The organism is Lactiplantibacillus modestisalitolerans (assembly GCF_005405425.1).
Lineage (GTDB): Bacteria > Bacillota > Bacilli > Lactobacillales > Lactobacillaceae > Lactiplantibacillus > Lactiplantibacillus modestisalitolerans.
The window spans coordinates 1-21,747 of the sequence record NZ_BJEA01000012.1 but is presented as its reverse complement, the minus strand read 5'-3'; the positions used below and the strand labels follow the sequence as shown (position 1 = coordinate 21,747).

Annotated in this window: 23 protein-coding genes and 1 riboswitch; of the genes, 9 read left to right on the top strand and 14 right to left on the bottom strand. The window is 48.7% G+C overall.

The genetic code is table 11. The annotated features are described in order from the left end of the window. Positions 1 to 122 precede the first annotated feature (122 nt). Positions 123 to 671, bottom strand: coding sequence for an NADPH-dependent FMN reductase (locus FFM79_RS07890; protein ID WP_137642932.1), 549 nt, complete (start codon positions 669 to 671; stop codon positions 123 to 125). Positions 672 to 816: 145 nt separating this feature from the next. Next, positions 817 to 2,166 carry a DUF2252 domain-containing protein gene (locus tag FFM79_RS07885; RefSeq protein WP_137642931.1) on the bottom strand — a complete coding sequence of 450 codons (1,350 nt, stop codon included), beginning with the start codon at positions 2,164 to 2,166 and terminating at the stop codon, positions 817 to 819. Between the two features lie 254 nt (positions 2,167 to 2,420). Between FFM79_RS07885 and ndk the strand changes: the two genes are divergently transcribed. Both ndk and FFM79_RS07875 read left to right on the top strand, forming a co-directional pair. Then, positions 2,421 to 2,888, top strand: coding sequence for a nucleoside-diphosphate kinase (gene ndk, locus FFM79_RS07880; RefSeq protein ID WP_137642930.1), 468 nt, complete (start codon positions 2,421 to 2,423; stop codon positions 2,886 to 2,888). A 121-nt stretch (positions 2,889 to 3,009) separates the two neighbouring features. Beyond that, the gene (locus FFM79_RS07875; protein ID WP_137642929.1) at positions 3,010 to 3,393 is read left to right on the top strand and encodes a hypothetical protein; all 384 of its coding nucleotides are present in this window, start codon (positions 3,010 to 3,012) and stop codon (positions 3,391 to 3,393) included. Between the two features lie 61 nt (positions 3,394 to 3,454). On the opposite strand, the gene FFM79_RS07870 is transcribed toward FFM79_RS07875, so the two are convergent. Further along, the gene (locus FFM79_RS07870; protein ID WP_137642928.1) at positions 3,455 to 3,679 is read right to left on the bottom strand and encodes a hypothetical protein; all 225 of its coding nucleotides are present in this window, start codon (positions 3,677 to 3,679) and stop codon (positions 3,455 to 3,457) included. Between the two features lie 333 nt (positions 3,680 to 4,012). Beyond that, complete coding sequence (gene trxA, locus FFM79_RS07865) at positions 4,013 to 4,366, bottom strand: thioredoxin (RefSeq protein WP_137642927.1); 354 nt, start codon at positions 4,364 to 4,366, stop codon at positions 4,013 to 4,015. 161 nt (positions 4,367 to 4,527) lie between these two features. On the opposite strand from trxA, the gene FFM79_RS07860 reads away from it, so the two are divergent. Continuing rightward, positions 4,528 to 5,055 (top strand): MerR family transcriptional regulator, encoded by a 528-nt coding sequence (locus FFM79_RS07860; RefSeq protein WP_137642926.1) that lies wholly within the window; start codon positions 4,528 to 4,530, stop codon positions 5,053 to 5,055. 296 nt (positions 5,056 to 5,351) lie between these two features. On the opposite strand, the gene FFM79_RS07855 is transcribed toward FFM79_RS07860, so the two are convergent. Genes FFM79_RS07855 through FFM79_RS07840 form a run of 4 tightly spaced genes read right to left on the bottom strand, consistent with a single transcriptional unit; the run spans position 5,352 to position 10,930 of the window. Then, a complete protein-coding gene (locus FFM79_RS07855; RefSeq protein ID WP_137642925.1) occupies positions 5,352 to 6,509 on the bottom strand; it encodes a mannitol-1-phosphate 5-dehydrogenase in 1,158 nt (385 codons plus the stop codon). 1 nt (position 6,510) lies between these two features. Continuing rightward, positions 6,511 to 6,960, bottom strand: coding sequence for a PTS mannitol transporter subunit IIA (locus FFM79_RS07850; RefSeq protein ID WP_137642924.1), 450 nt, complete (start codon positions 6,958 to 6,960; stop codon positions 6,511 to 6,513). A 16-nt stretch (positions 6,961 to 6,976) separates the two neighbouring features. Continuing rightward, complete coding sequence (locus tag FFM79_RS07845) at positions 6,977 to 9,052, bottom strand: BglG family transcription antiterminator (protein WP_137642923.1); 2,076 nt, start codon at positions 9,050 to 9,052, stop codon at positions 6,977 to 6,979. Between the two features lie 36 nt (positions 9,053 to 9,088). Beyond that, complete coding sequence (locus FFM79_RS07840; RefSeq protein ID WP_137642922.1) at positions 9,089 to 10,930, bottom strand: PTS mannitol transporter subunit IIBC; 1,842 nt, start codon at positions 10,928 to 10,930, stop codon at positions 9,089 to 9,091. A 337-nt stretch (positions 10,931 to 11,267) separates the two neighbouring features. Here FFM79_RS07840 and FFM79_RS07835 point away from each other — a divergent pair, with 337 nt between their 5' ends. Beyond that, positions 11,268 to 12,683, top strand: coding sequence for a C69 family dipeptidase (locus tag FFM79_RS07835; protein ID WP_137642921.1), 1,416 nt, complete (start codon positions 11,268 to 11,270; stop codon positions 12,681 to 12,683). A gap of 73 nt (positions 12,684 to 12,756) precedes the next feature. On the opposite strand, the gene FFM79_RS07830 is transcribed toward FFM79_RS07835, so the two are convergent. Further along, on the bottom strand, positions 12,757 to 13,005 hold the full coding sequence (locus FFM79_RS07830) for a hypothetical protein (RefSeq protein WP_137642920.1): 249 nt from the start codon (positions 13,003 to 13,005) through the stop codon (positions 12,757 to 12,759). Between the two features lie 152 nt (positions 13,006 to 13,157). Beyond that, entirely contained in the window at positions 13,158 to 13,871 is a 714-nt protein-coding gene (locus tag FFM79_RS07825; RefSeq protein WP_137642919.1) for a glucosamine-6-phosphate deaminase, read from the bottom strand. Between the two features lie 406 nt (positions 13,872 to 14,277). Between FFM79_RS07825 and greA the strand changes: the two genes are divergently transcribed. Continuing rightward, entirely contained in the window at positions 14,278 to 14,745 is a 468-nt protein-coding gene (gene greA / locus FFM79_RS07820) for a transcription elongation factor GreA (protein WP_137642918.1), read from the top strand. A 276-nt stretch (positions 14,746 to 15,021) separates the two neighbouring features. Here the strand turns inward: greA and FFM79_RS07815 are convergent, their stop codons facing one another. Continuing rightward, a complete protein-coding gene (locus FFM79_RS07815) occupies positions 15,022 to 15,852 on the bottom strand; it encodes an aldo/keto reductase (RefSeq protein ID WP_137642917.1) in 831 nt (276 codons plus the stop codon). Positions 15,853 to 15,887: 35 nt separating this feature from the next. Next, positions 15,888 to 16,364, bottom strand: a complete 477-nt coding sequence (locus FFM79_RS07810; protein ID WP_137642916.1) for a glutathione peroxidase — start codon at positions 16,362 to 16,364, stop codon at positions 15,888 to 15,890. Positions 16,365 to 16,506: 142 nt separating this feature from the next. Further along, a riboswitch (TPP riboswitch) is annotated at positions 16,507 to 16,601 on the top strand. 97 nt (positions 16,602 to 16,698) lie between these two features. Between FFM79_RS07810 and FFM79_RS07805 the strand changes: the two genes are divergently transcribed. From FFM79_RS07805 to FFM79_RS07795, 3 genes are read left to right on the top strand one after another with little or no spacing between them, the layout of a single operon-like run. Beyond that, a complete protein-coding gene (locus FFM79_RS07805) occupies positions 16,699 to 17,274 on the top strand; it encodes an ECF transporter S component (protein ID WP_137642915.1) in 576 nt (191 codons plus the stop codon). Positions 17,275 to 17,291: 17 nt separating this feature from the next. Continuing rightward, the gene (locus FFM79_RS07800; RefSeq protein ID WP_137642914.1) at positions 17,292 to 18,713 is read left to right on the top strand and encodes an ATP-binding cassette domain-containing protein; all 1,422 of its coding nucleotides are present in this window, start codon (positions 17,292 to 17,294) and stop codon (positions 18,711 to 18,713) included. Further along, positions 18,703 to 19,362, top strand: coding sequence for an energy-coupling factor transporter transmembrane component T family protein (locus FFM79_RS07795; RefSeq protein ID WP_137642913.1), 660 nt, complete (start codon positions 18,703 to 18,705; stop codon positions 19,360 to 19,362). Before FFM79_RS07800 ends, FFM79_RS07795 begins: the two co-directional genes overlap by 11 nt. A 97-nt stretch (positions 19,363 to 19,459) precedes the next feature. Here FFM79_RS07795 and FFM79_RS07790 read toward each other — a convergent pair whose 3' ends face one another. Further along, complete coding sequence (locus FFM79_RS07790; RefSeq protein ID WP_137642912.1) at positions 19,460 to 20,989, bottom strand: ABC-F family ATP-binding cassette domain-containing protein; 1,530 nt, start codon at positions 20,987 to 20,989, stop codon at positions 19,460 to 19,462. Positions 20,990 to 21,329: 340 nt separating this feature from the next. Here FFM79_RS07790 and FFM79_RS12635 point away from each other — a divergent pair, with 340 nt between their 5' ends. Next, complete coding sequence (locus tag FFM79_RS12635) at positions 21,330 to 21,506, top strand: hypothetical protein (RefSeq protein ID WP_170177418.1); 177 nt, start codon at positions 21,330 to 21,332, stop codon at positions 21,504 to 21,506. 2 nt (positions 21,507 to 21,508) lie between these two features. Here the strand turns inward: FFM79_RS12635 and tnpA are convergent. Continuing rightward, positions 21,509 to 21,747, bottom strand: a 239-nt coding sequence (tnpA, locus tag FFM79_RS07785) for an IS200/IS605 family transposase (RefSeq protein WP_137642911.1), incomplete at its 5' end; no start/stop codon positions are given.

The following is a 21,747-nucleotide window of genomic DNA, read 5'->3' as shown; positions in this document are numbered from 1 at the left end:
ATGGTGCCACACTTAAAAACTAACTATTCATACGCCATAAAAAGGTGCCGCTAACATGCAAACATTGCGTGCTAGCGGCACCTTTTTGAGGGTCAAACTTTTTTATTTAATTTAACTGGGTGCTATTTGACGAACTTAGCAGCGAATTCGCTGAATTGCTTCCCAGCACCAGCTAAGAACGATTGGGTGCCTTCGTTGGTAATTTTACCAGTTTCATCGGCTAACTTGTCGGTGTTCCCGATGTAGAGTTCTGGTTGTTGCATCGTTGGCATGTCTAAGAAAACTAAGGATTGCCGGAGAACATGGTGTGCCAGGACGCCCGAAATACCAGAAATGGATTGTGAGGCAACCAACGCCGGCTTACCGGCCCAAACGCTTTGCCCCCATGGCCGTGAAGCCACGTCCAAAGCGTTTTTAAGGGCGGCAGGAATGCTGCGGTTATGTTCTGGCGTGACAAAGATAATCGCATCTTGGGCCGCAACGGCTTGCCGGAATTCGGTATAGGCTGCGGGTGAATCAGCATCGTAGTCTTGATTGTAAAGTGGTAACTTAGCGATGTTTAAGTACGTCACTTCGGCGTCGGCAGGTAACCCCGCAACGATCGCATCGGCGACCCCTTTAGAATAAGAATTTTTACGAATAGAACCTACAATTACACCATATTTTGTCATTTCTACAACAATCCTTTCAAAATTAATTGCTTAATTAACTTACTAATAGTAAGTATATCGCTTTATAGCGAAAGTGCAATTATTATGACTCCGCTTTCAACCCTAACCAGGAAAAAGAGCCGCGCAACCGCAAGCCCCCCAAGGGTTACGCCTGTTTCAAAAAACTTTGGTAATCCTTTTCAACTTGATCAACGTACGCCAACGCCCAGCGTGTCATGGCCTCATCAAATTTACTCGAATGGCCAACGTAACCGCGAATCATCGCGGCAGTTGGGCTTTGCGCGTGAGCCTGAGCAAGCAGCATCGCACACGTTCGGGCATAAGCGCAAAACTGCCCCCAGTCCAGCGCCGCAATGTTAATCGATTCCTTCATATCGCGGAACTGGCGCACGTAAAAACTTTTATCGGCCAATTGAAAATCGCCTAAAAAGACGTCGGAGGTTGCTTGTAAAATCCGCTGCGAACTAACGATCCGTTGACCTTCCGTCAATTCCAAGGCCGCCGTTAACTTCGGCCGCGCCTGACTACCCACTTTTCTGGTCGGCAAGGCTTCTTTAATTTGAAGGACCATGTGACTACCATCCGTACTCGTTAATAAGACGAGGTAACACAGTGAACCGAAACTCCCGACACCCACGCTGTGACGAATAATGTCCGTGACCTCGTATTGTGAGAGTAGCAACGCAACGTCCGTCCGCACGGTCCGTAAATAATCGCGAATCCCCGCCTTGAGTTGGGCCGTGGTGGCCGCGTCGACGTGCACCGAACGCGGTGGGTTCTCCTTGAAGCGGCGTTCACCGCGACTGTTGGTTAGCGTAAACTTGCGGACCACCTGTTCCGAGTTGCGTTTTTGCGCCTTTTTCACCAAGGCAGCTACTAATTCAGCCGTTTCCGTCGGTTCACCGCCAAAATTCAAGACGGCTTGCACCTCGTTATCGCGATAAAAACGGTCCAGCGTCGTTTGATTAAACATCTGCGCCAACGCCTCCCGGTAGCTAGCACTCGCCGCCTGAACGAGCTTGTGCACCTTTTTCGGCTTAAACTGCGAGTCGCGGGCGGCTAAGATCACGCTGACCAATAGTCGGCGCAAATCCCATTCCCAAGGGTGCACGCCGGCTTCGTCGAAATCGTTTAAATCAAAAACTAACCGGCGCTCCGGCGACGCGTAAAAACCAAAATTGCCGATGTGGGCGTCCCCACAAATCACGGCTGGAATTCCGGGAGAATGCTGATAATCCAAGTCATAATCCATTAATTCTACGGACCCCCGGAAAAAGGCAAACGCCGACGCTGACATCCGTTCACGTCGTAACGGCAATAATTCGGGTACGAGCATCGCCCGGACGCGTTTCAAATAAGCCCCCGCGTCCCGTTTGGCAGGAATAAAGGTCCCGAGCGCGTCAAAGGACGTTCCTTGGCGGCGGGCCTTACCAATCGCAATCAACTCCGCAACCGTGTGGTGTTGCCGAATATGTGTTAAATCCAGTGGTGGCATTGTATCAATCCCTTTATCATAAGCTACTTTTATTATAACGGTTTCAGACCATAAAGCGATTAATTTGCGGGCACCCGGTTTCGATCAAAAATCAGCCCAAGCGCCCCCATTCGTAGTCGCCCGGTCCTACTTTTAACGCCGTTACAAAGTTAAACTCAACGTGGGCCTGATTTTAGTTGACGCCCTTGTAGAACTCTCTTACAATTTAATTAATAAGCGGAAACGCTTACCAAAATTCGAGGAGGTCCGTGATCATGGCAAATTCAGAAAAAACATTAGTGCTTGTTAAACCCGATGGGGTCGCTGCCGGCCACATTGGTGAGATCATTACTCGGTTAGAACGGAAAGGCTACGAAATTTCCGCGCTAAAGGTAATTAACGCAACGCCCGAACAGTTAAAGGCCCACTACTGCGATAAGGTTGAGAAACCCTACTTTAAGGAAATCGAAACCTACATGATGGAAGGTCCCCTCGTTGCAATTATCGTCCGCGGCACGAACGTCGTTAAGGCGGTTCACCGCCTAGCCGGCCATACCCGGCCATCCGACGCGCAACCCGGAACCATTCGGGGCGACTTTGCTCACGATTTTCCAGACGGGATTTTACGCAACATCGTCCACACCTCTGATAGTCGCGAAAACGCCCACCACGAAATCGCCATTTGGTTCCCAGAATTGGCCGTAAAGGCGCGCAAACCAACTAAAGATTTGAAGGTTAAATAGGTCGCTTTACAAATTTAACCCGTAAGTTGAAATAATTAATCGTTAGAATCCGTCACAATTTTCGCACCAATGAGCGCCCCCCGCTATCCTAAAGTTAATTAGGATTTTGGGGGGATTCTTTATGAATTTAGTTATTGGACCGTATTTAAAGCACACACAAGTCGCTGAACCACAACCATCAATGGGGAAAGCGTTAGCGCGCCTCGATACTTGTTTGGACTTAATCCGGCAAACGGGGGTCGCCGGATTAACGGATACCGCCTCAGCTTTAGGAATTAATTTAACCTACCTGCTAGGCAACAACGTCATTGTAACTAACCACAACCAACAATTTACGATTATTGTCGATCATCAACCGCGAGCCCTGACCCTAACTGGCTGTTTGATTCAGGACACGTTTCATAATATTACCCACCCGTACCAACCCGGCTATTTAATTTCATTAAACCGCCAACTCGTGACAACCGGGGAAGATCTGGTGGAACTTATTGATACACAACTCTAACGACAAAAAGACGCCGAGGCTGCACATGCTCGGCGTCTTTTGCACCCCACAAACAACCTTGTTAAGCGGGCGTGCTAACGGGCTTTAACTGCGGTGTCATGGGTAGCGCTACGTTTGGATGTAGCGCTGGTGGATGCGTCACCCGCTGCATCTTAGCGGGTTGCATTTGGGCTGCTACCGGAGTTGATCGTCTTGTCGCTTGCTTTTGAATCTGGACTTGTTCGTATACCAACGTGGTGCCAAAAACAATAATGCCAATGCGTAGTGACCAAACGATTTTCTTCAATACTGCGTCCCCCCAATGGTTTCAAGTTAACTTCAATTTACCACGGGATTGGCGATTTATATTTCAAGCGAGCGAGCGGTTTTAATTATTAACAGTTTTGCCGCCTACCTTCTACCTTTAGCAAGGGGAAAAGTACCTAACCCTCGTTAAATTCTTAGAAGAGTCTCATTTGACAGCTATTGAAATTTATTTTAACTATCAAAAAAATAATATAAAAGAACGGGTGCCCAAAGTCGGTTAATGCTCACCAGCTGACTTTGAGCACCCGTTCTGGCTATTAATATGCAGCGACACCAAAAAGGCCGTGACCAATGTCACAGCCGCCGAACCGCACTAGTTCGTCCGTTCCGATTGGCTAGCGGCTTGCGCCTCCGCCAACTTTTGATCTAAGTATTGCTTTAACGCGGCCTGGGGGTGAAACCCAGTCACTTTTTCAGCCGGCTGACCATTCTTGAAAATAATCAGCGCCGGAATACTCATGACCCCCAGCTGTTCAGCAACGGCCTTATTTTCATCCACATCCAACGAAGCAAACTTGATTTGACCATCATAGTCTTCATCCAGCGCTTCTAAAACCGGCGTTTGCATCTTACACGGCCCACACCAGTCCGCCCACAGGTCAACAACCGTCAACGTTGTGCCAGTCGCAACCGTGGCAAAGGTCGCGTCCGTAACGGGTTCAATCATACTGTGACTTCCCTTCAATTAAGTTTACGTTTCATCATAGCACGTTTGTAGGTGCCGCTCCCAACTAAAAGTTCGCCACTTGCGTCCAAGATAATGGGCATTCTAGTCACAATTCGCTATAATAGCGTTATAGAAACGATATGCTTAGGGAGGAAAACACGATGAACGCAACCACTACTAAACCAGCAACCGAATCAAAACTGGCCGCTTCAGTTGCCGCCGAGCAACTAGGTATCAAGGCCGTGACCCTACGTAAATACAGTACGATGGTCGAAAAACAATTGGATGATGAAACCCGTTTTCGGAGTGAGGATAACCGCCACCGGTTATATTCTGCCGCCGATTTGGCAACTTTTGAAGCCGCCATTAAGCTAAGCGAAAACGGAACGACCCTCGCGACCGCGCTCGCCAAAACGTTTAATACGAAGCAGGCTAAGCCGAGTTCGCCGGCACAACCAGCCACCCCAAAACAACCAGTTGAAGCGAACCAGGCGACGCCCCAACCGCAAACCCCGGCCGTAGTGCGGCCAGCAGACCCCGACGTCGCTGAATTAGCTAAGCAACAGGTCATTATCATTCGGCGACTAGAGTCGCTTAGTCAGCGGCTTAACCAGGCCATGGACCAGCTTGACCGCATCGAAAACCAGCAAGCAAAACAGGCGGCTCGTCCGTGGTGGCGGTTCTGGTAAGCTTTTTTGGGTCTATAATATTTAGTGTTGATTTACTAAGAAGGCTGCCAATTGAATTTTCAATCAATTCGTTGTGACTAGCAAAATAGCAAGCAAGCTTACGTTAAATTTAGTAGTCCTTCTGCGGAATCAGCTTCATTAATTAAGACTTACTAGCGTAACCCGTGAGACTCAATCTAAAAGCCAGTTTAGCCAGTAGCGGCAGTATATCAACACCAATTGGTACAGAACCAAAAAAGCAACGCATTCACCATGGCGGTTGGTGACTGCGTTGCTTTTTTTATAATGAACTACCTTTATTTAACGGCAGCTAAATGCTTTTCATAGGCTGCTTTAATCGCTTGAACGAGGTCGTCATCCTTCAAGTCAGTCGTTTCGCGAATAACTTGTTCGATGGGTTCGTCCTTTAGCATTTGTTGTAACTTAACGCTTTCGCTATCGTTCGGGAAGTTGAAGAAGAACATTTCACCGACCGTATCAACCAAAGCATCGTAGTTCCGGCCGCGATCCTTCAATTCACGAATTGGGCGAATGAAGCGTTCGTTAAAGCCTAACTTCCGAATTGGCGTCCGGCCAACCCGTTCAATATCATCAGAGATATACGGGTTTTCAAACCGGCTCAAAATCTTTTGTTGGTAAGCGTGGTGAACGTCTGGGTCAAAGCCCCATTTTTGAATTAACAGGTCCCCAGTTTCAGCTAAGACGCGCTTAGCTTGATCAACCACACTATCGTCCTTAACGGCTTCACCAATGGTCTTGTAACCCTTGATATTACCAGTGTAGGCAACCGTTGCGTGGCCGGTGTTAACGGAGAAGAGTTTCCGTTCAATGTAAGGTTCCAAATCATCCGCATAGTCGACACCCTTTAATTGAATCTTCGGGTTCTTCATCTGGGACTTATCGATTACCCATTCCTTGAATGGTTCAACGGAAACGAACAACGGGTCATCATGCTTTTGGAGGGGCACGATCCGGTCAACAGCGGCATTTGGAAAGCCGGCGTTTTCGTTAGCCCAAGCTTGTTCCGTTTCGTCTAAGGATTCGTAAACGGATTGCTTTAAGGATTGACTACCACCAATCATGTTTTCACAAGCAATAATATCGATTGGTGTGGTGTTATTGTTAGCATGCCGTAACTTTAACCCGTCAGCAATAAGCGGCGCGATGAACTTCAAGATCTTCGGTCCAATCGCAGTCGTTACCATATCAGCTTTGGCGATTTCTTCAGCAACCGCTTTAGGATCCTTACCGTTATTAATCCCCTTGACGTCGTGCACGTCGATCTTCTTTTGACCTTCAGCAGCGAGTTCAATCGTGTACCCGTTGCGCTTGTTTAATTCATCAATCAAAGTTTCGTTAACATCAACGAAGGTAATCTTAAAGCCGTTGTCAGCCAAGGTTTCGCCAATAAAGCCCCGACCAATATTTCCTGCACCAAAGTGTACGTCTAACATTCTAATCAACTTCCTTTAATAGATTTATGATTTCATCTTCAGATTGAGCGTCCGCTAATTTCGCCACGTTGGCGACATCGCTGCAGTAAATGGCAATCTGAGATAAGAGGTTCAAGTGTTCGCCGTTTAACCCGGCAATCCCAAAGATGACGGTTACCGTCTTATCATCATCGGAATTGGCTGGATCACCCCAGCTCACACCCATTGGTACTTGGACCACGGAAATCCCGGTCTTTTTAATGTATTTCATACCATCTTCAGTACCATGGGGGATGGCAATAAAGTTACCCATATATACGGAGACATCGTTGTTCCGCGCTTGCATCGCGTCAATGTATTCGGGCTCGACACAGCCGCCATCGACCAATAACTGACCGGCTAAGCGGATGCCTTCTTCTTGCGTAGCCACTTGCTGGTTCAACGCAATCATTTTTTTATCTAAAGCTTCCATTCCATATTCACCTACTCTATTTCGTTAGTTCGTTTAAAAATGCTTTGCTAATTAACTGATATAGTTGTTGGCGATCACCGGTCATAAAAGTCTTGAGGTTACTTTGACTTTCGATGACTAACGCACTCAACTTACCCATCAAACGGTTCTCATAGTCACTAATGTTTTCTGGTCCGAGCATCAACACGATTCGCCGTAAACGAATCGTCTTGCTGTCCATACTTTTAAAAGTAATTGGCTGATCGAGTTCAAAGATGGCACAATACGGGGCGGTCACCTGTTGACTTAACGTATGGACGAGCGCCAGGTTGGTATTTGGAATCCCCACCGGCGCCATCCCAATGCGGTGTAACAACCGTCCAGCAACTTCCATTGGATCATGGATCAACTTGGAATCAATTTGCCGGGTCACCTTGACTAACATCTCGGCGACCGTTTCACGTTCATTGCGAATGGGGGTAATGGTAAACCGATCCAAAATCTGCTTTGCGGTTGTCATCCGCTGGTAAACGGTATCGAAGTCAAGCGCGGTCGGCTGGTCAAGGACGACCGGCGCTTCCGTCACCTGGGTACTTGGGAAGTACTGGTGAATGTATTCGCGGAGCGAACTGACTTCGTTTTCAAGTAACAACGGACTGACCACCCGGTAGTTCAACTTGAACCCTGGTAGCGCCGTGGTCGACAGAATCATGTCAAAATCCTGTAAGTTAATGTGACCTAAGCTACCAATCCGAGCGACCTCGATTGTCGTAATTTCGGGAACGAGCCGGGCCAGCCGGGTCTTTAAGATCCGCGCCGTGGTCATCCCGTTCGGACAGAGCACGAGGACTTTTAACACTTGGTGACTTAATTGCTGTTCATAGGTGGTGGCGAAGTGAATTAACAGGTACGTTAGTTCATCCGCCTTAAAATCTTGCTCCGGGAACGTATCCGCGAACCCCCGCACAACCGCGGCGTATAGTTTTGGATATTGCTCCCGAACTTCTTGTAATTCGGGACTCGGTGGTACCGGGCCGTGGACCCCATCACGCTGAAGCGCAATCTGCATGTGGGCCGTTAGGTTGTTTAGCAGCCGGTCGTCGGTCCCAAATGACCAGTGAAAATAGTGCGCAACCGCGTCAATCAACTGTTTAACTTGGTACGTCAACTGTAAATCATAGTTCGACAAGGACGTATCCTGATCAATTCGGAAGGTTAATCCTTTGATCTGTTGCGCCAAAAAGTCAATTTCAGCGCCCGTAATTTCTGACTTCACGGCTCCCGGCAACTGGGTCATGATGGCTAAGGCAATGCGCTGATACTTTAAAAAGTCATCACGGTTAATCCCTTGTAAATACGTGACCCGGTGCTGGTTTTGTAACCGCATGACGCCGGTCGTTAGCGTGATGATCAATTGCTGTAACTGACCATCCGGTACGGAACCAAAGTACTTTTTCTTTAGGTTGCGGACGGCCTGGTAACAAATGATCAACGTCGGGGCGTCGAGTAAATTCAGAAAATACGACTGCTCATCGTTGGCCGAAACGGCTAAGCCGCGGTTGAGTTTACCAATTGTTTTAAAAAATTCGTAATCATTAATTTCGTTATTTAAAATCGTGGCAAACAGGTTGCGAACATTCGCTTCGGTTCCGGCAACTTGGATCCCCCGCGACTTCAACCGTTCAATTGATAGTTCGTAATCATCAAACGGCGTGGTCAGGGCGGTTAAATCATTAGAAATCGTCGCGACACTGACATCAAAATCAAGTGCTAACTCCTTTAACTTCATTGACGTACTTGCCATCAATAGCCGGCAAGCCAACGCGTTTTGGCGGGTCTGCGAGTCAAAGGCCGGTGCTAGTTCATGGCTAGCCTTCAGCTGGGCTTGAAAGTCCGCTAAAGCAGTGGCCGCACCAATCAACTGATAATGATGGTTTTGATTAACAATTTTTAAATCAGCTTGTTGTAACACTAACTCGAGGTTACTAAACTCCCGGTAAATCGTTCGCCGACTACTGTTGATATCGGTTTCAATCTGACCCATTGAAAGGCCATCGGGGTTTGCTAACAATAATTGTAATAATTCGTCTTGACGTTGTGTAAATTTAACCATGGGGGCACCTCGTACGATAATGGTATTTATATTCGTTTATTTCAATTCCGATACCATCTTATCATATTTAGGTGAGCTCAATAGGTCGTCGGTAACGAGGACTTGAACCTGCGTGTAACGGGTCTTCAAGTTCTTCGCTGCTTCCGAACTAGAAACAACTAACAAGCTGTTGCTGTCGGTCAATTCATCAATTCCGAGGTTCTTAACTGGGACTTGTTTATTAGCCTTCTTCAACCGATCACGCATCAAGGAAGTTGCCATCGTGGCCGTTCCAAGGTGACTATCATGGTGAACAAAGACAATTTCATTCACAATACTTAAATCTAAATTCGTTGGTAAAGCGCTTGGATCTTCCGTATCCGTTACGGGTGCTTCGGATGCAGGTGCTGGCTCTTCACTAACTTGGTCGCGGGCTTTCAAGTTAACCACGACTTGGTCGTACTTCGGACTGCTTAAGAAGTTATCAACGGCTAAGCGCAACGCGTGCGGTGCCTTTTGAGCGGCCCGGTCTGCCAATTCATTTTGCGTAATAACTAATAATCCTGGTTCGTCTTTCAAATTACTAATGGCCGTGTTGGTAACGGACATCTCAATGCCGGCCTTCTTCACTTTGTCCCGGAGTAAGGAAGCACCCATTGCGGATGACCCCATCCCAGCATCACAAGCAAAGATGATGTGGTTAACGTCTTTATAAGAAGCAATGACATCAGCAGGTTCAGCATCACTAGTTGCTTCAGTAGCGGTACCACCGTTCTTCATGTCACTCATCTTACCTTGAGCAGCGGCTAAGTCATCCGTAGCACCGGATTTGTCCCGCTTCAAGATGATGGCGGCAACGACGAAGGAAGCCAAGGTTGCTAACGTGACCCCAATGAGTAAGCCAATGTAGTTAGAAACGCTCTTTGGTGACATCAATAGTAGTGAAATGATGGAACCAGGTGAAGGTGTGGAACGTAAACCAACGTTTAAAATACTAAAGGTGGCCGTCCCGGTAACCCCACCAGCGATAACGGCTAAGAACAATGCTGGCTTCATTAAAACGTATGGGAAGTAAATTTCATGAATCCCACCAAGGAAGTGGATGATGATCGCACTTGGTGCGGAAGCTTTCGCAGTTCCCTTACCAAACAATGCAAAGGCTAACAAGACCCCTAACCCTGGACCTGGATCTGGTTCCAATAGGAAGAGAATCGACTTACCAGCATCAGCAGCCGCTTGAATCCCTAACGGTGTCAAAATCCCTTGGTTAATCGCGTTGTTCAAGAACAAGATCTTGGCTGGTTCGATGAAGACGTTTGCCAATGGCAACAACTTCATCTTAACAATCCAACCAACACCAGCGGCCATAGCAGCACTGGCAGCGCTAACAACTGGCCCAATGGCAAAGTAACCAACGATGGCTAACAGCATCCCGATAATCCCAGCAGAGAAGTTGTTGACCAACATTTCAAACCCGCTCTTGATCTTATCGGAAACGGCGTCATCCCATTTCTTGATGACCCAACCACCTAACGGACCCATAATCATGGCCCCGATAAACATTGGAATCGTCGACCCAACGATGACCCCCATCGTGGCAATCGCACCAACGACCCCACCACGGTGTCCGGCAAGCATGTTCCCACCGGTAAAGGCAATTAATAATGGTAGCAAGTAGTGCACCATCGGTTGAATCATTTTGGCAAGTCCCGCATTCGGGAACCAGCCCCCAGCCATAAAGATGGCGGTAATTAGCCCCCAAGCAATGAAGGCCCCGATATTTGGCATGACCATGTTACTTAAAGCGCTACCAAATTTTTGTACGCGCGCCTTAATGCCCACTTTCTTTTTTGCAGCGGGAGCACTTGGCGTTGCGGTTGTATTTATATTCTCACTCATCTGTTAAAGCTCCTTCCTTTTTCTTAACGTCTATATCATATCGGCTACCGAAAACGGTTTCAAGAACTTCTAGGTAGACCCGTGGCACGGTAAGTTGTGCCAAAATTAAACTCACCAATTCACAAATCAAAAAGTTGGCACAACTCCGAATTACGCCGCGGTTACGCCATTTATAATCTTATTCATAATTAATGCAAGTAATTAATGATTGCGTTTTCACAAGTTCTAAAATTACTTTTTTAATAAAAAAGCGGCTCGTAACCGCCCCCGCCCAATCCAGCATTGAATTTTTAGGTGGGACTTCTATACTTAAAAGTATCAAGGGGGAATCATTACGATGAATAAAGCTTCAGATTGTACTGAAATAATTGTTGGTAAGGCAGCTAGTATGGACGGCTCCACGATCGTCGCCCGCAACGAGGACGGCTACGGGCCAATTAACCCGATCAAATTCGTGGTGCACCCGGCCAAAACGCAGGCCAACGCCAGTTACCACTCGGTAACGACCGGCGTGACCGTCCCACTGCCCGACCACGCTTTTCGCTATACCGCGACCCCGCAAGCCGATCAAAGTGACGGCCAATACGAAGAAGCCGGCATCAACGAATTTAACGTTGGCATGAGTGCCACCGAAACGACCGCGACCAACGCACGGGTTTTAGGCTACGATCCCCTCGTTCATGACGGGATCGATGAAGAGGCCATGGTCACCCTCGTATTACCTTACATTCGGAGTGCCAAGGAAGGCGTTCAACGGCTCGGGGCCCTCATTGAAAAGTACGGTACCGGCGAAAGTAACAGTATTGCCTTTAACGACCACGACGACGTTTGGCTCTTCGAAACCGCCGGGGGCCACCACTGGGGCGCCATGCGCTTACCCGATGACGCCTACGCGATCGTCCCGAACCAAACGGTTTTACAGGAAATGGACCTCGACGATCCGGAAAACTTCCTCGGCGCGAGTGACCTGCTTGCGTTTGTTGAACAATTTCACTTAAACCCAACGCCGGGCACGTTTAATTTCCGCGAAATTTTTGGCACCCATAGTGAAGCCGACGCCTACTACAACACGCCGCGGACCTGGTACGGTCAAAAGTTATTTAATCCCGAATGTGAGCAACAACCAACTGATCAAAACATGCCAATGTACCGTACACCAAGTCGTAAACTGGCGATCGAAGACGTCCAGTTTTTCCTTTCCTCCCATTACAATGGGACCCGCTACGATCCGTTTGGCACCTTTGCATCCGGTGACGCCCGTGAACAAAAGCGTTACCGTTCAATTGCCATGGACCGCAACCAGTGCTCGTCCATTTTGCAAATTCGAAACGACGTTCCTGCCGAGCAAGCCGCCATTCAATGGGTCGCAATGGGCTTCTTTGCCTACGCGCCGTACGTGCCGTTTTTCACCAATATTACGGATACGCCCGTTGACTACCGCAACACGACCGCAACCGTCGACGTCGACAACGTTTACTGGCTATCCAAGACACTCTCCGTACTCATCGAACCCCACTGGCACGACTTTGCTGAAGCGGTCAATGCCTTTCGTGCGGGTTGCCAATCGTACGCCCGTGGTCGGGTTGCCGCAACTGACGCTGCCGTAACTAGTGACTACGCCGCGAAGTTGACGCGGGCCAACGCCGAAACTGCTGGTGAAATTTCCAAGCGGACCCACGCGTTGTTCGATCAACTCGTTAAGCAAGGCTTACTCCTTTCCGCCACAAGTTGGGAAAAGGGCCAAAACCTTTAATAACTAATAAGAACGCATAAACGCACCCCGTTAGCCGGAGCAACCGGTCTAGTGGGGTGCGTTTAACGTTTATTTACCGCTGACGGCGGTACTTTTCGCGGAGACATTCAACAATTAAAATTAGCACAAAAAAGATGAACGTCCCGAGAAAGTTATGGATTAGGCTGGTCCAATACCCGCCCCAGTCATAACGACCAATCGTAAAATAATCGAGTAAGCCCTTGACGCCAAAAATAAAAACCACTAAGAAAACGAAAAACAGGCCGCTGACCCACACAAAACCGTTGAATTGTTTGCGGTAGCGCTGATAAAATTGTCGCATCGTGGGCGTCCCCCCTTTGGATTCGTACCTTGATTATACCAATTCTGTTATCGGGGAGGGGTGCCAAATTCAAAATGAACCTAAAAAACAAGCACCCCGCACCGGCTGACCGGTTACTGGATGCTCGTCATTAGTTCAGTTTAATTTAAATTTTAGTACTTCTTACTTAACTTACTTGCAGCCGCTTCGTCAATGATCACCGTAACGTCTGGGTGGTTTTGTAAGATACTTGCTGGGCAATCAAGGCTATCAGGACCTTCGATCATTCCTTTAACCGCGTCCGCCTTGTCTTCACCGAAGGCTTCCAGCAATAGGTGCTTACTCTTCATAATGGAAGCTAAGCCCATTGAGAAGGCTTGCTTAGGCACGTCGTTTTCACTTTCAAAGAAGCGGGCGTTGGCTTCGATCGTTGATGGTGTTAAGTCAACCACGTGGGTCGTAACGTCGCGCGCAGTTCCTGGTTCGTTAAAACCAATGTGCCCGTTGCGGCCAATGCCTAAGATTTGTAAGTCAATTGGATGTTCATCAATGATTTTGTCGTAACGCTTAACTTCAGCGGCAGGATCATCAGCCAAACCGTTTGGTAAGAATGATTCCTTGAATGGCTTTGCGTCAAACAAATGTGATTGCATGAAGTATTTGTAGCTTTGTTCGTTGTCTGGGGCAATCCCAACGTATTCGTCTAAGTTAACGGATGTGCAGTTACTGAAATCTAAATCACTATTTACGATTTCTTTGTAAGTTGTAACGGGCGTTGAACCAGTTGCCAACCCAAATACCTTTGCGCCATTGTCTAAAGCGTCCTTGAATACTTTGTAGCCTTCCTTACCGCCGGCAGCTTGATCCTTTACTACGATAACTTTCATGATTAACTGACTCCCTCTTTATTTGGTATAGTCCAATTGTATATTGGTCTAGACTAAAATTCAAGGGGTTAGCCTCAAAAAGTTAAATTTTCTTTGTAATCGTTCACATTATTAATATATCAAGCTTGAAAAGCATAGCAAAAAAATTGTATTTTTGTTTTTTTATGCCTATACTTAAAATGTTCGTAACTCCGTAGAGCGTGAGAAACTCTACGACTAGCCAAGGCTATTTAGCTTTTGGCTATTTTTTTATCCTTATTTTTATCATTAATTTCTTTATTATCGTCAATAAAAAATGACCTAACAAACGCAACCATCAAAATGCCCAGCGACCAGCGTAGTCGCGGCCCGGCATTTGCGGTACACTAGCCCTATAAATCTATCTACACTGTGAGGTTTGTTGACTATGGAACCAACTTTTAACAAAATGACGCCCGCTGGCTACCACGCCATTGAGGCCGAAATTGAGGCGCTTAAAAAGCAACGTCCCCACCGCATCAAGGTGCTTGCGGCCGCAGCTGCGTTAGGTGACCGTTCTGAAAACGCGGAGTACACTAACGCGAAGCGTGATCTGGGCCGCCTCGAAAGTCGCTTACGGTTTTTAAATAAACAACTACAATACGCCCAGGTGGTCCAACCAGCTGATAACGATCAATTAGACATTGGCAAGTTCGTGACGATCGAATTTTTGGACGATCACGACCAGTTGACCTACCAACTCGTGGGTAAGCAGGAAGCCGATCTAACCGCGAATAAAATTTCGTTTACGTCGCCAATTGGCAAGGCCCTCGTCAATCACACCCTCAACGACGTCGTCACTGTGAGTGCGCCCAACGGGAATTATCAAGTCAAAATTATTGCAATTCATCGTTAAAGCCTAAAAAACGCATCAACCGCCAACCTCTAGCTGGGTGCGGTTGATGCGTTTTTATTCGGTTCCATGATATTTGGTGTTGATTTGCTAAGAAGGTTGCCAATTGAATTTTCAATCAGTTCGTTGTAACTAGCAAAATAGCAAGCAAGCTTACGTTAAATTTAGTAATCGTTCTGCGGAATCAGCTTCATCAATTAAGATTTGTTAAATTACGCCGCAAAACTTCATATGAAGGTAAATCTAGCCAGCACTAATTGGTACAGAACCTTTTATTCACTAAAATTCCTGATAAACTGCTGGATCTTGATCATGTAAGCGCCCATCCGGCCGGCTTAAGCCGTTAATGGTTGCCATGTCCGCCGCGCTAATTTCAAAGTCAAACAAGTCGCGGTTACCACGTTGTCGGCTCGGCGTCGAGGACTTCGGAATTGGCAACGTTTGAAGCTGAAGTTCCCAGCGCAAGATTAGTTGGCCCACGTTTTTTTGATACTTCGCCGCCAATTGCTGTAAGGTCGGGTTCTTAAGCATTTCACTCGCGTGGCCGATTGGGCTCCACGCCTGGGTCAAAATGCCGTGTGCTTGGTCATAATCCCGTTGGGCCTGCTGGTTAAAATACGGGTGCAATTCAACCTGATTAATCACCGGCATTATGCCCGTCTCGCGTTCAAGGCGCTCTAAGTGCGCGGGAAGGAAATTCGACACCCCAATCGACCGAACTAGGCCGAATTTCTGAGCATCAATCAACGCCTGCCACGCCTCTACGTACTGGTCTTCCTTAGGATTAGGCCAGTGAATGAGGTAAAGGTCGTAATAGTCTAACCCCGCCCGGTAGAGGGATTCCTGAATCGTTTCCAAGGCCTCTTGGTAGTGGTGATGCCGTCCCGGTAATTTCGACGAAATCAACAGTTCTGAGCGCGGGACGCTGGTGCGACGCACCGCTTCCCCAACGGCCCCCTCATTTTCGTAGTTAAAGGCCGTATCAATCAGGCGGTAACCTTGATCAATCGCTGAATCAATCACTTGGACGCCGTGGACACCGTTCAACCGGTAAGTCCCAAAGCCAACTTTCGGGACGGTTAGGCCATCCCGTAACGTGTACGTTTCCACGAAACATTCCTCCTCAAAAAATATTCAATCCTAATTTAACGGTCAGCGAGCGCGTCGCGAATCGCCGTCTCAAACGCTACGGGCCGGGTCGTCGGTGCATAGCGATTTAATACCTGGCCGTCCCGACCAATTAAAAACTTCGTAAAGTTCCATTTGATTCGCCCGTGGCCAGCCGCCTGCTTTAAATACGTAAAGAGCGGATCGGCTTCTTCGCCGTTAACAAACACCCGCTTGGTCATCGGGAAGGTTACCCCGTAGTGGCGCTGACAATAATCATGCGTCGCGTCATCGTCCGCCTTTTCTTGATGGAACTGATTCGACGGTAGCCCTAAAATCACTAATCCCTCACTTTGATACTTTTGATAAAGTTCTTCGAGGCCCTTGAACTGCGGTGCTAACCCACAATTGCTGGCCGTATTCACAATTAGGAGTACCTTACCCTGGTACTGGGCCAAATCAAGCGTTTGACCGCTCATCTCAGTCTCTTTAAAATCATAAATTGACGTCGTCACTGGCGTCCCCTCCCTTAATCATCAGAAATCATTACTATCTTTAGTAAACCACACATTTTTGATTAAACCTTGAAGTTTGCTCCCTAACCGGGGGACTTCTGATTGCGCTATCAAAAAAAATTAGGTACACTTGAGCTATCATTCATAGCAACTGGGGTGCCAATCACGGCTGAGAGAATACCCATTGAACCTGAATCTGGATAATGCCAGCGCAGGGAGCAATGCTTTTTTGGGGACCATCGATGACGATTCGCCGACCACTTGTTAACGGGTGGTGGGCTTTTTTTGTCTCGCGGGAGCAATGAATGAACATCTTATGAGGAGGCTTTTACACATGAAATGGGTAAAAGAATGGTATTTGAGTGACATTATTTTATTGGCGTTGGTCGGGATCTTTTTTGGGGCGATCTTTATGGGGACCAACTATTTATACGACGTTTTAACCGCCGCACTAACCCCGGTCGGATTGAGCGGTCTCGCCAATGAAATCTTATTAGGTTTGTGGTGCATGCCGGGGATGCTAGCCGGCTACTTAATTCGGTTAAAGGGTTCCGCAACTTTAGGAGAACTCCTAGCCGCGACCGTCGAAATGTTTTTTGGGGGGCAATGGGGAATTGCCACGTTAATCTCCGGAATCGTCCAAGGCTTCGGGTCCGAACTAGGCTACATTGTCACGCTATATAAGCGCTACGACTGGGTGGGCCTAACCGCTTCGGCAATTACAACGACCCTGGTCACCTTTGGCTGGGACTTAGCCCGCAACGGGTACTTTAAACTACAACTCTGGCTATTATTGCTTTACTTGGTCATCCGCTTTATTTCAATGTTTGTCTTTGGCGGACTCCTCACGAAAGCCATTACCGACCTGCTCGACCGCAGTCACGTTTTAAAATCAACTCACAATAATTAGAAAGGATGGTGACCAGCGTGGTTGCGATTGCGATTGAGCAGTTAACTTATGCATACTCGGCGGCGCAAACGCCCATTTTTGATCACGCAACCGGCACCTTTCCTGCGAACCAATTTACGTTGCTAACGGGGCCTTCGGGTACCGGTAAATCAACCCTGCTTGAGTTAATGGCGGGGTTAATGGCGCTAGCACCTGAGCAGGGCACGATTCGCTACGGCCACCAACCGCTCACGGCAATTCCAGCCGGCGAACGTGCTAAGTCCGTCGCAATGATGTTTCAAAATCCTAACCAGCAGTTTGCGATGGACACCGTTGAAAACGAGCTCTTATTTGCTCTGGAAAATCAGCAAGTCGCACCCGACCAGATGATGGCCCGTTTGACGGCCGCGCTAGATTTTGTCGGGATTCGGCAGCTCCAGCACCGCATCCTAACGCAATTGTCCGGGGGCGAAAAGCAGAAGGTGGCCCTGGCCGTCATCGTAGCCATGGATAGCGACGTCATTTTACTCGACGAACCGTTTGCTAGCGTTGACCCGGTTGCCCGGGCCAGTCTCCTTAAGCGCCTCGTTACCTTGCGGGACCAGCGCCACAAAACGATCATTTTAGCGGACCACGATTTGGCGGGTTACGCCCCGCTTGTCGACCACGTCATGCAGATCACACCCGCGCATCAATTACGAGCCCTCCCCCGCACGGATTGGCCACAGTTTTTTGCTGCGTTTGAAGCCGCCCACCAACCGGACTGGCAACGACCAGCTCTCGGCGTCGAAACGGTCTTTAACTTCCAGCAGCTACAATTGCAGCAAGGTCGCCACGTTCTCTTACAGCCGACCGACCTTCAATTGCCGCGCCACCGCAACCTACTCATCACGGGGGCCAACGGGTGCGGTAAATCGACCCTTTTTGAAGCACTGGTTCGGCTCAGCGACTACGCGGGCACGATTAGCTACCGTGGAACCGATATTCAAAAAATCAAGCGAAAACGCTACGCCCACCACGTCGCGCTACTTTTCCAAGACGCTGAGACCCAGTTTTTAAATATCACCGTCGCTGAAGAACTCGCTCAAAGTCAGAAATACGCGTCTGGCGACTACTTTACACCAGAACGCATTCAAACCGCCCTCAGCCAACTGAACCTGGCCGGCCGTGACGACCGGGTAATTTATACGTTGAGTGAGGGTCAAAAAAAGAAGCTCCAAATTTTATTAATGCTGATTATCCAGTCGCCCGTGTTACTGATGGATGAACCCTTAAAGGGCCTTGATTTAAAATCAATTCACGCGCTGGTGGCACTCTTGCAGACCACCTTAGCTGTCACCCACCAGACTTTGATCATTATTAGTCATCAATTAACCGGCTTAACGCCGCTGATTGATCACCACCTGCACTTTGAAAACCACCAGTTACACTACGTTGGGAGGGGCCGCCATGAATCCTAGTATGAAACTGGCCCTCCTGTTCGTGGTTGCGCTAGAAATTTCCTTTACGACGATCGTTAGCTTAAACGTCGCCCTGATCATCATCGCGTTGATTTACCTACTATTTAAGCGTACCCGGCTCAAAACACTGGGCTGGTTACTACTAGTCCCGCTCTTGCCAGCCATCGGGTTGTGGAGTACCCAGTACATCAACGGAACCGGTGACAAAACGCTAATGGCCTGGGTCCTGTTTACCCGGATCTACGCCTTCGTCTTTACGGGCGCGACCTTCACGCTAACGACCAATATCTTACAGTTAGCCGATTCACTAGAACAAAACTGGCACTTACCCGCAAAATTCGCGTACGGTGTTTTAGCCGCCTATAACTTAATTCCGAAAATCAAGCACGAGGTTGAAATTATTCGGGCGGCCGGTCGGATGCGCGGCCAAACGCTCTCGTTTTGGTCACCACAGCTGTATTTTAAGGCCATCTTAGTATCCATCAACTGGTCGCAAAATTTAGCTCAGGCCATGCGCTCACACGGATTCGTGGAAGACGCCCCCCGCACCCATTATCGTCAAATTACGTTGCGGCGGCGCGATTGGGCTATTTTGATTGGTGGCATCGTGCTTTTACAGGTTGGCGTGTTTATCATCCCTTGGTATTAAGTCCAGCTTGTAACAACCAGTAAAGTGCCCTGAACGAGGACCCGGTATCGGGTCGCCTCATTCAGGGCACTTTTTCAGGTAATCCACTGATTTTGAATTAATCGCGCTGCGTTAACTGATCAATTTGCCGTTTAAGTCGTTGCAACTCCGCCGTGGTGGCCTGCGGATCAGCCATTAATTGGTCGTATTGAAAGCGCAACAAGGTTACGTCGGGCGCCGGGGTTGCCTTGGTCGGCGCCGCTTCACGCTGCGGGTCGGTCAAACGCTGCCGGTCAAACTGCAACGTCCGGGTCGCTACCGCCCGCCGAAACGGTGCGTCGTGGGAGACAAAAATCACCGTTCCCGGATAGTGCGTCAGGTAGTCCGCCAGCGCATCCAAAGCGTCAACGTCCAAGTAGTTTGTAGGTTCGTCGAGCATCAGCACGTTATAGGCCCCGACTAAGATACGCACGAGTTGTAACTTAACGAGTTCGCCACCGCTTAACGCCCCCACCAGTTGATCGTAAAAGCGGGCGGCTAGCCCCAGCGCCCCCATCACGTTTCGTAGCGTTTGGTCGGGTAATTGACTGGCACGGCGCACCGTTTGCCAGACGGTGCGGGTCGACGGTAAGCTCGTCATATCTTGGTTAAAAATGCCGACTTGCGCGGCGGGAGCAAGCGTTAAGCCGGGAGTTGCTTGGGCCAACACTGCGTGTAAAAGGGTCGTTTTACCGCACCCGTTGGGACCCGTGATTGCCACCCGGTCGCCCGGATCGATTTGAAAAGTCGCCCGTTGAAGTAAGGTTTGGTGGGCACGTTTAAGGGTCACGTCTAAGCCCTTCACGACCGTCTTACCCGTAAAGTGCGGAAAATCAGTCGCAACCAGCTTAAAGCCACTGGTAGTAACGGGTTTGGCTACCCGCGCTTCTCGCTGACCCTTGGCTAACATACTTTTCGCACTTCGTTCCATCTTAGCCGCGGTCGCTTCGCGGAGCGACCGCGAATTGCTGCGCTCCCCGGCGGTCATCCGCCGGTTACCCTTGCGAATTCGCTGAGCCTTTTCTAAGCGAGTTTGCCGGGCCTGCTGTAACTCGTGGAGGTGCTTCGTTTGCTCATGGTACTGCTTTGCCTGCGTCGTTTGTTCCCGGTCTAGTTGTTGTTGATACGCCGCGTAGTTTCCAGCGTAAGACCGAAATTTGCCAGCCGTCACCGCCCACGTCTTCGTCGTAACCGCGTTTAATAACTGCCGGTCATGCGAAATGAGGAGTAGTAGGCCGTGATAATGCGTTAACTGCTGGGCTAACCAGTCTTGATGTTGTTCATCCAAATTAGACGACGGTTCGTCTAAAATCAAAATCGCTGGTCGTTGGACAAGTGCTTGTCGAACCCGGGCAATCATTGCCTGACCACCACTACGATCCAACGTGGGTGCGATTTGCGGCACGTAACTGACTGGCTGATCAACGACCAACTGGCCCTGAAAATCAGGGTCCTGACCACTAATTAGATGGGCCAGCGTCGACTTACCAGCACCGTTGCGCCCCACGATTCCAACGCGCTCACCCGTGGTTGCGGTTAACGCGGGCGCTTCAAACAACGTTCGGCCCGCAACTTGTTTACTTAAACGTACTATTTTAATTTCCGTCATTTTAAAATCCCCCGATCATGCGGGATTAATGGGCGCCCAACCGCCAGTCCGGCACACAAAAAGCGGCCCCGTCAACTTGATCACGCGAACCGCTAGCCATGATTCTGCCAGCGCACCCCTAATTAATCCCAAAATGAACAGACTACGCCCCTTTAAGGGATCGTTCCGTTCAGTTCCTAGAATTAATTAGTTGCGCATTGGCTGAATCCTCCGTATTTCGTTTAATTATTTTATAGCCTAGCATATTAGCGGAGCCTTTGCAACGGTCTTCAAAGGGGCCTGTTGTCAGCACAAGTGATTTTCAGTAAACTAAAAACACTTTCCTGAAAGGAGTTTGAACATGGCTAAAATTATGGCCGTCGCGGTCGGGGCCTTGATCGGCGGAACGAGCCGCGCATTGATCAACGGGTGGTTAGCTGGGCCCCACCACTTTATTACGGAGCCTAACTCCCACATCTCGGTAGCCAAGGCGAAAACTCGGTACTTTAGTGCCGAGATGAAGCCAAACGAAAAGTAACGTTAGTTGCTCTTCTTAGAGGGACGGCCAGCGTTGCTTTTTTCTGTACGTTGCTTGTTAATGTATTCTTCGACAACTTGCTTAGACATCTCACCTAATGTCCCAATGTAGTAGCTAGGGGACCATAAGTGACCGCCCCACAGTTTGCGCTTTGTCTCTGGGTGATCTGTGAACCATAAGCGAGCACTTGACCCTTTGAGGATCTTAACGACATCAGCGGGCGCAAGTTTCGGTTTGAAGC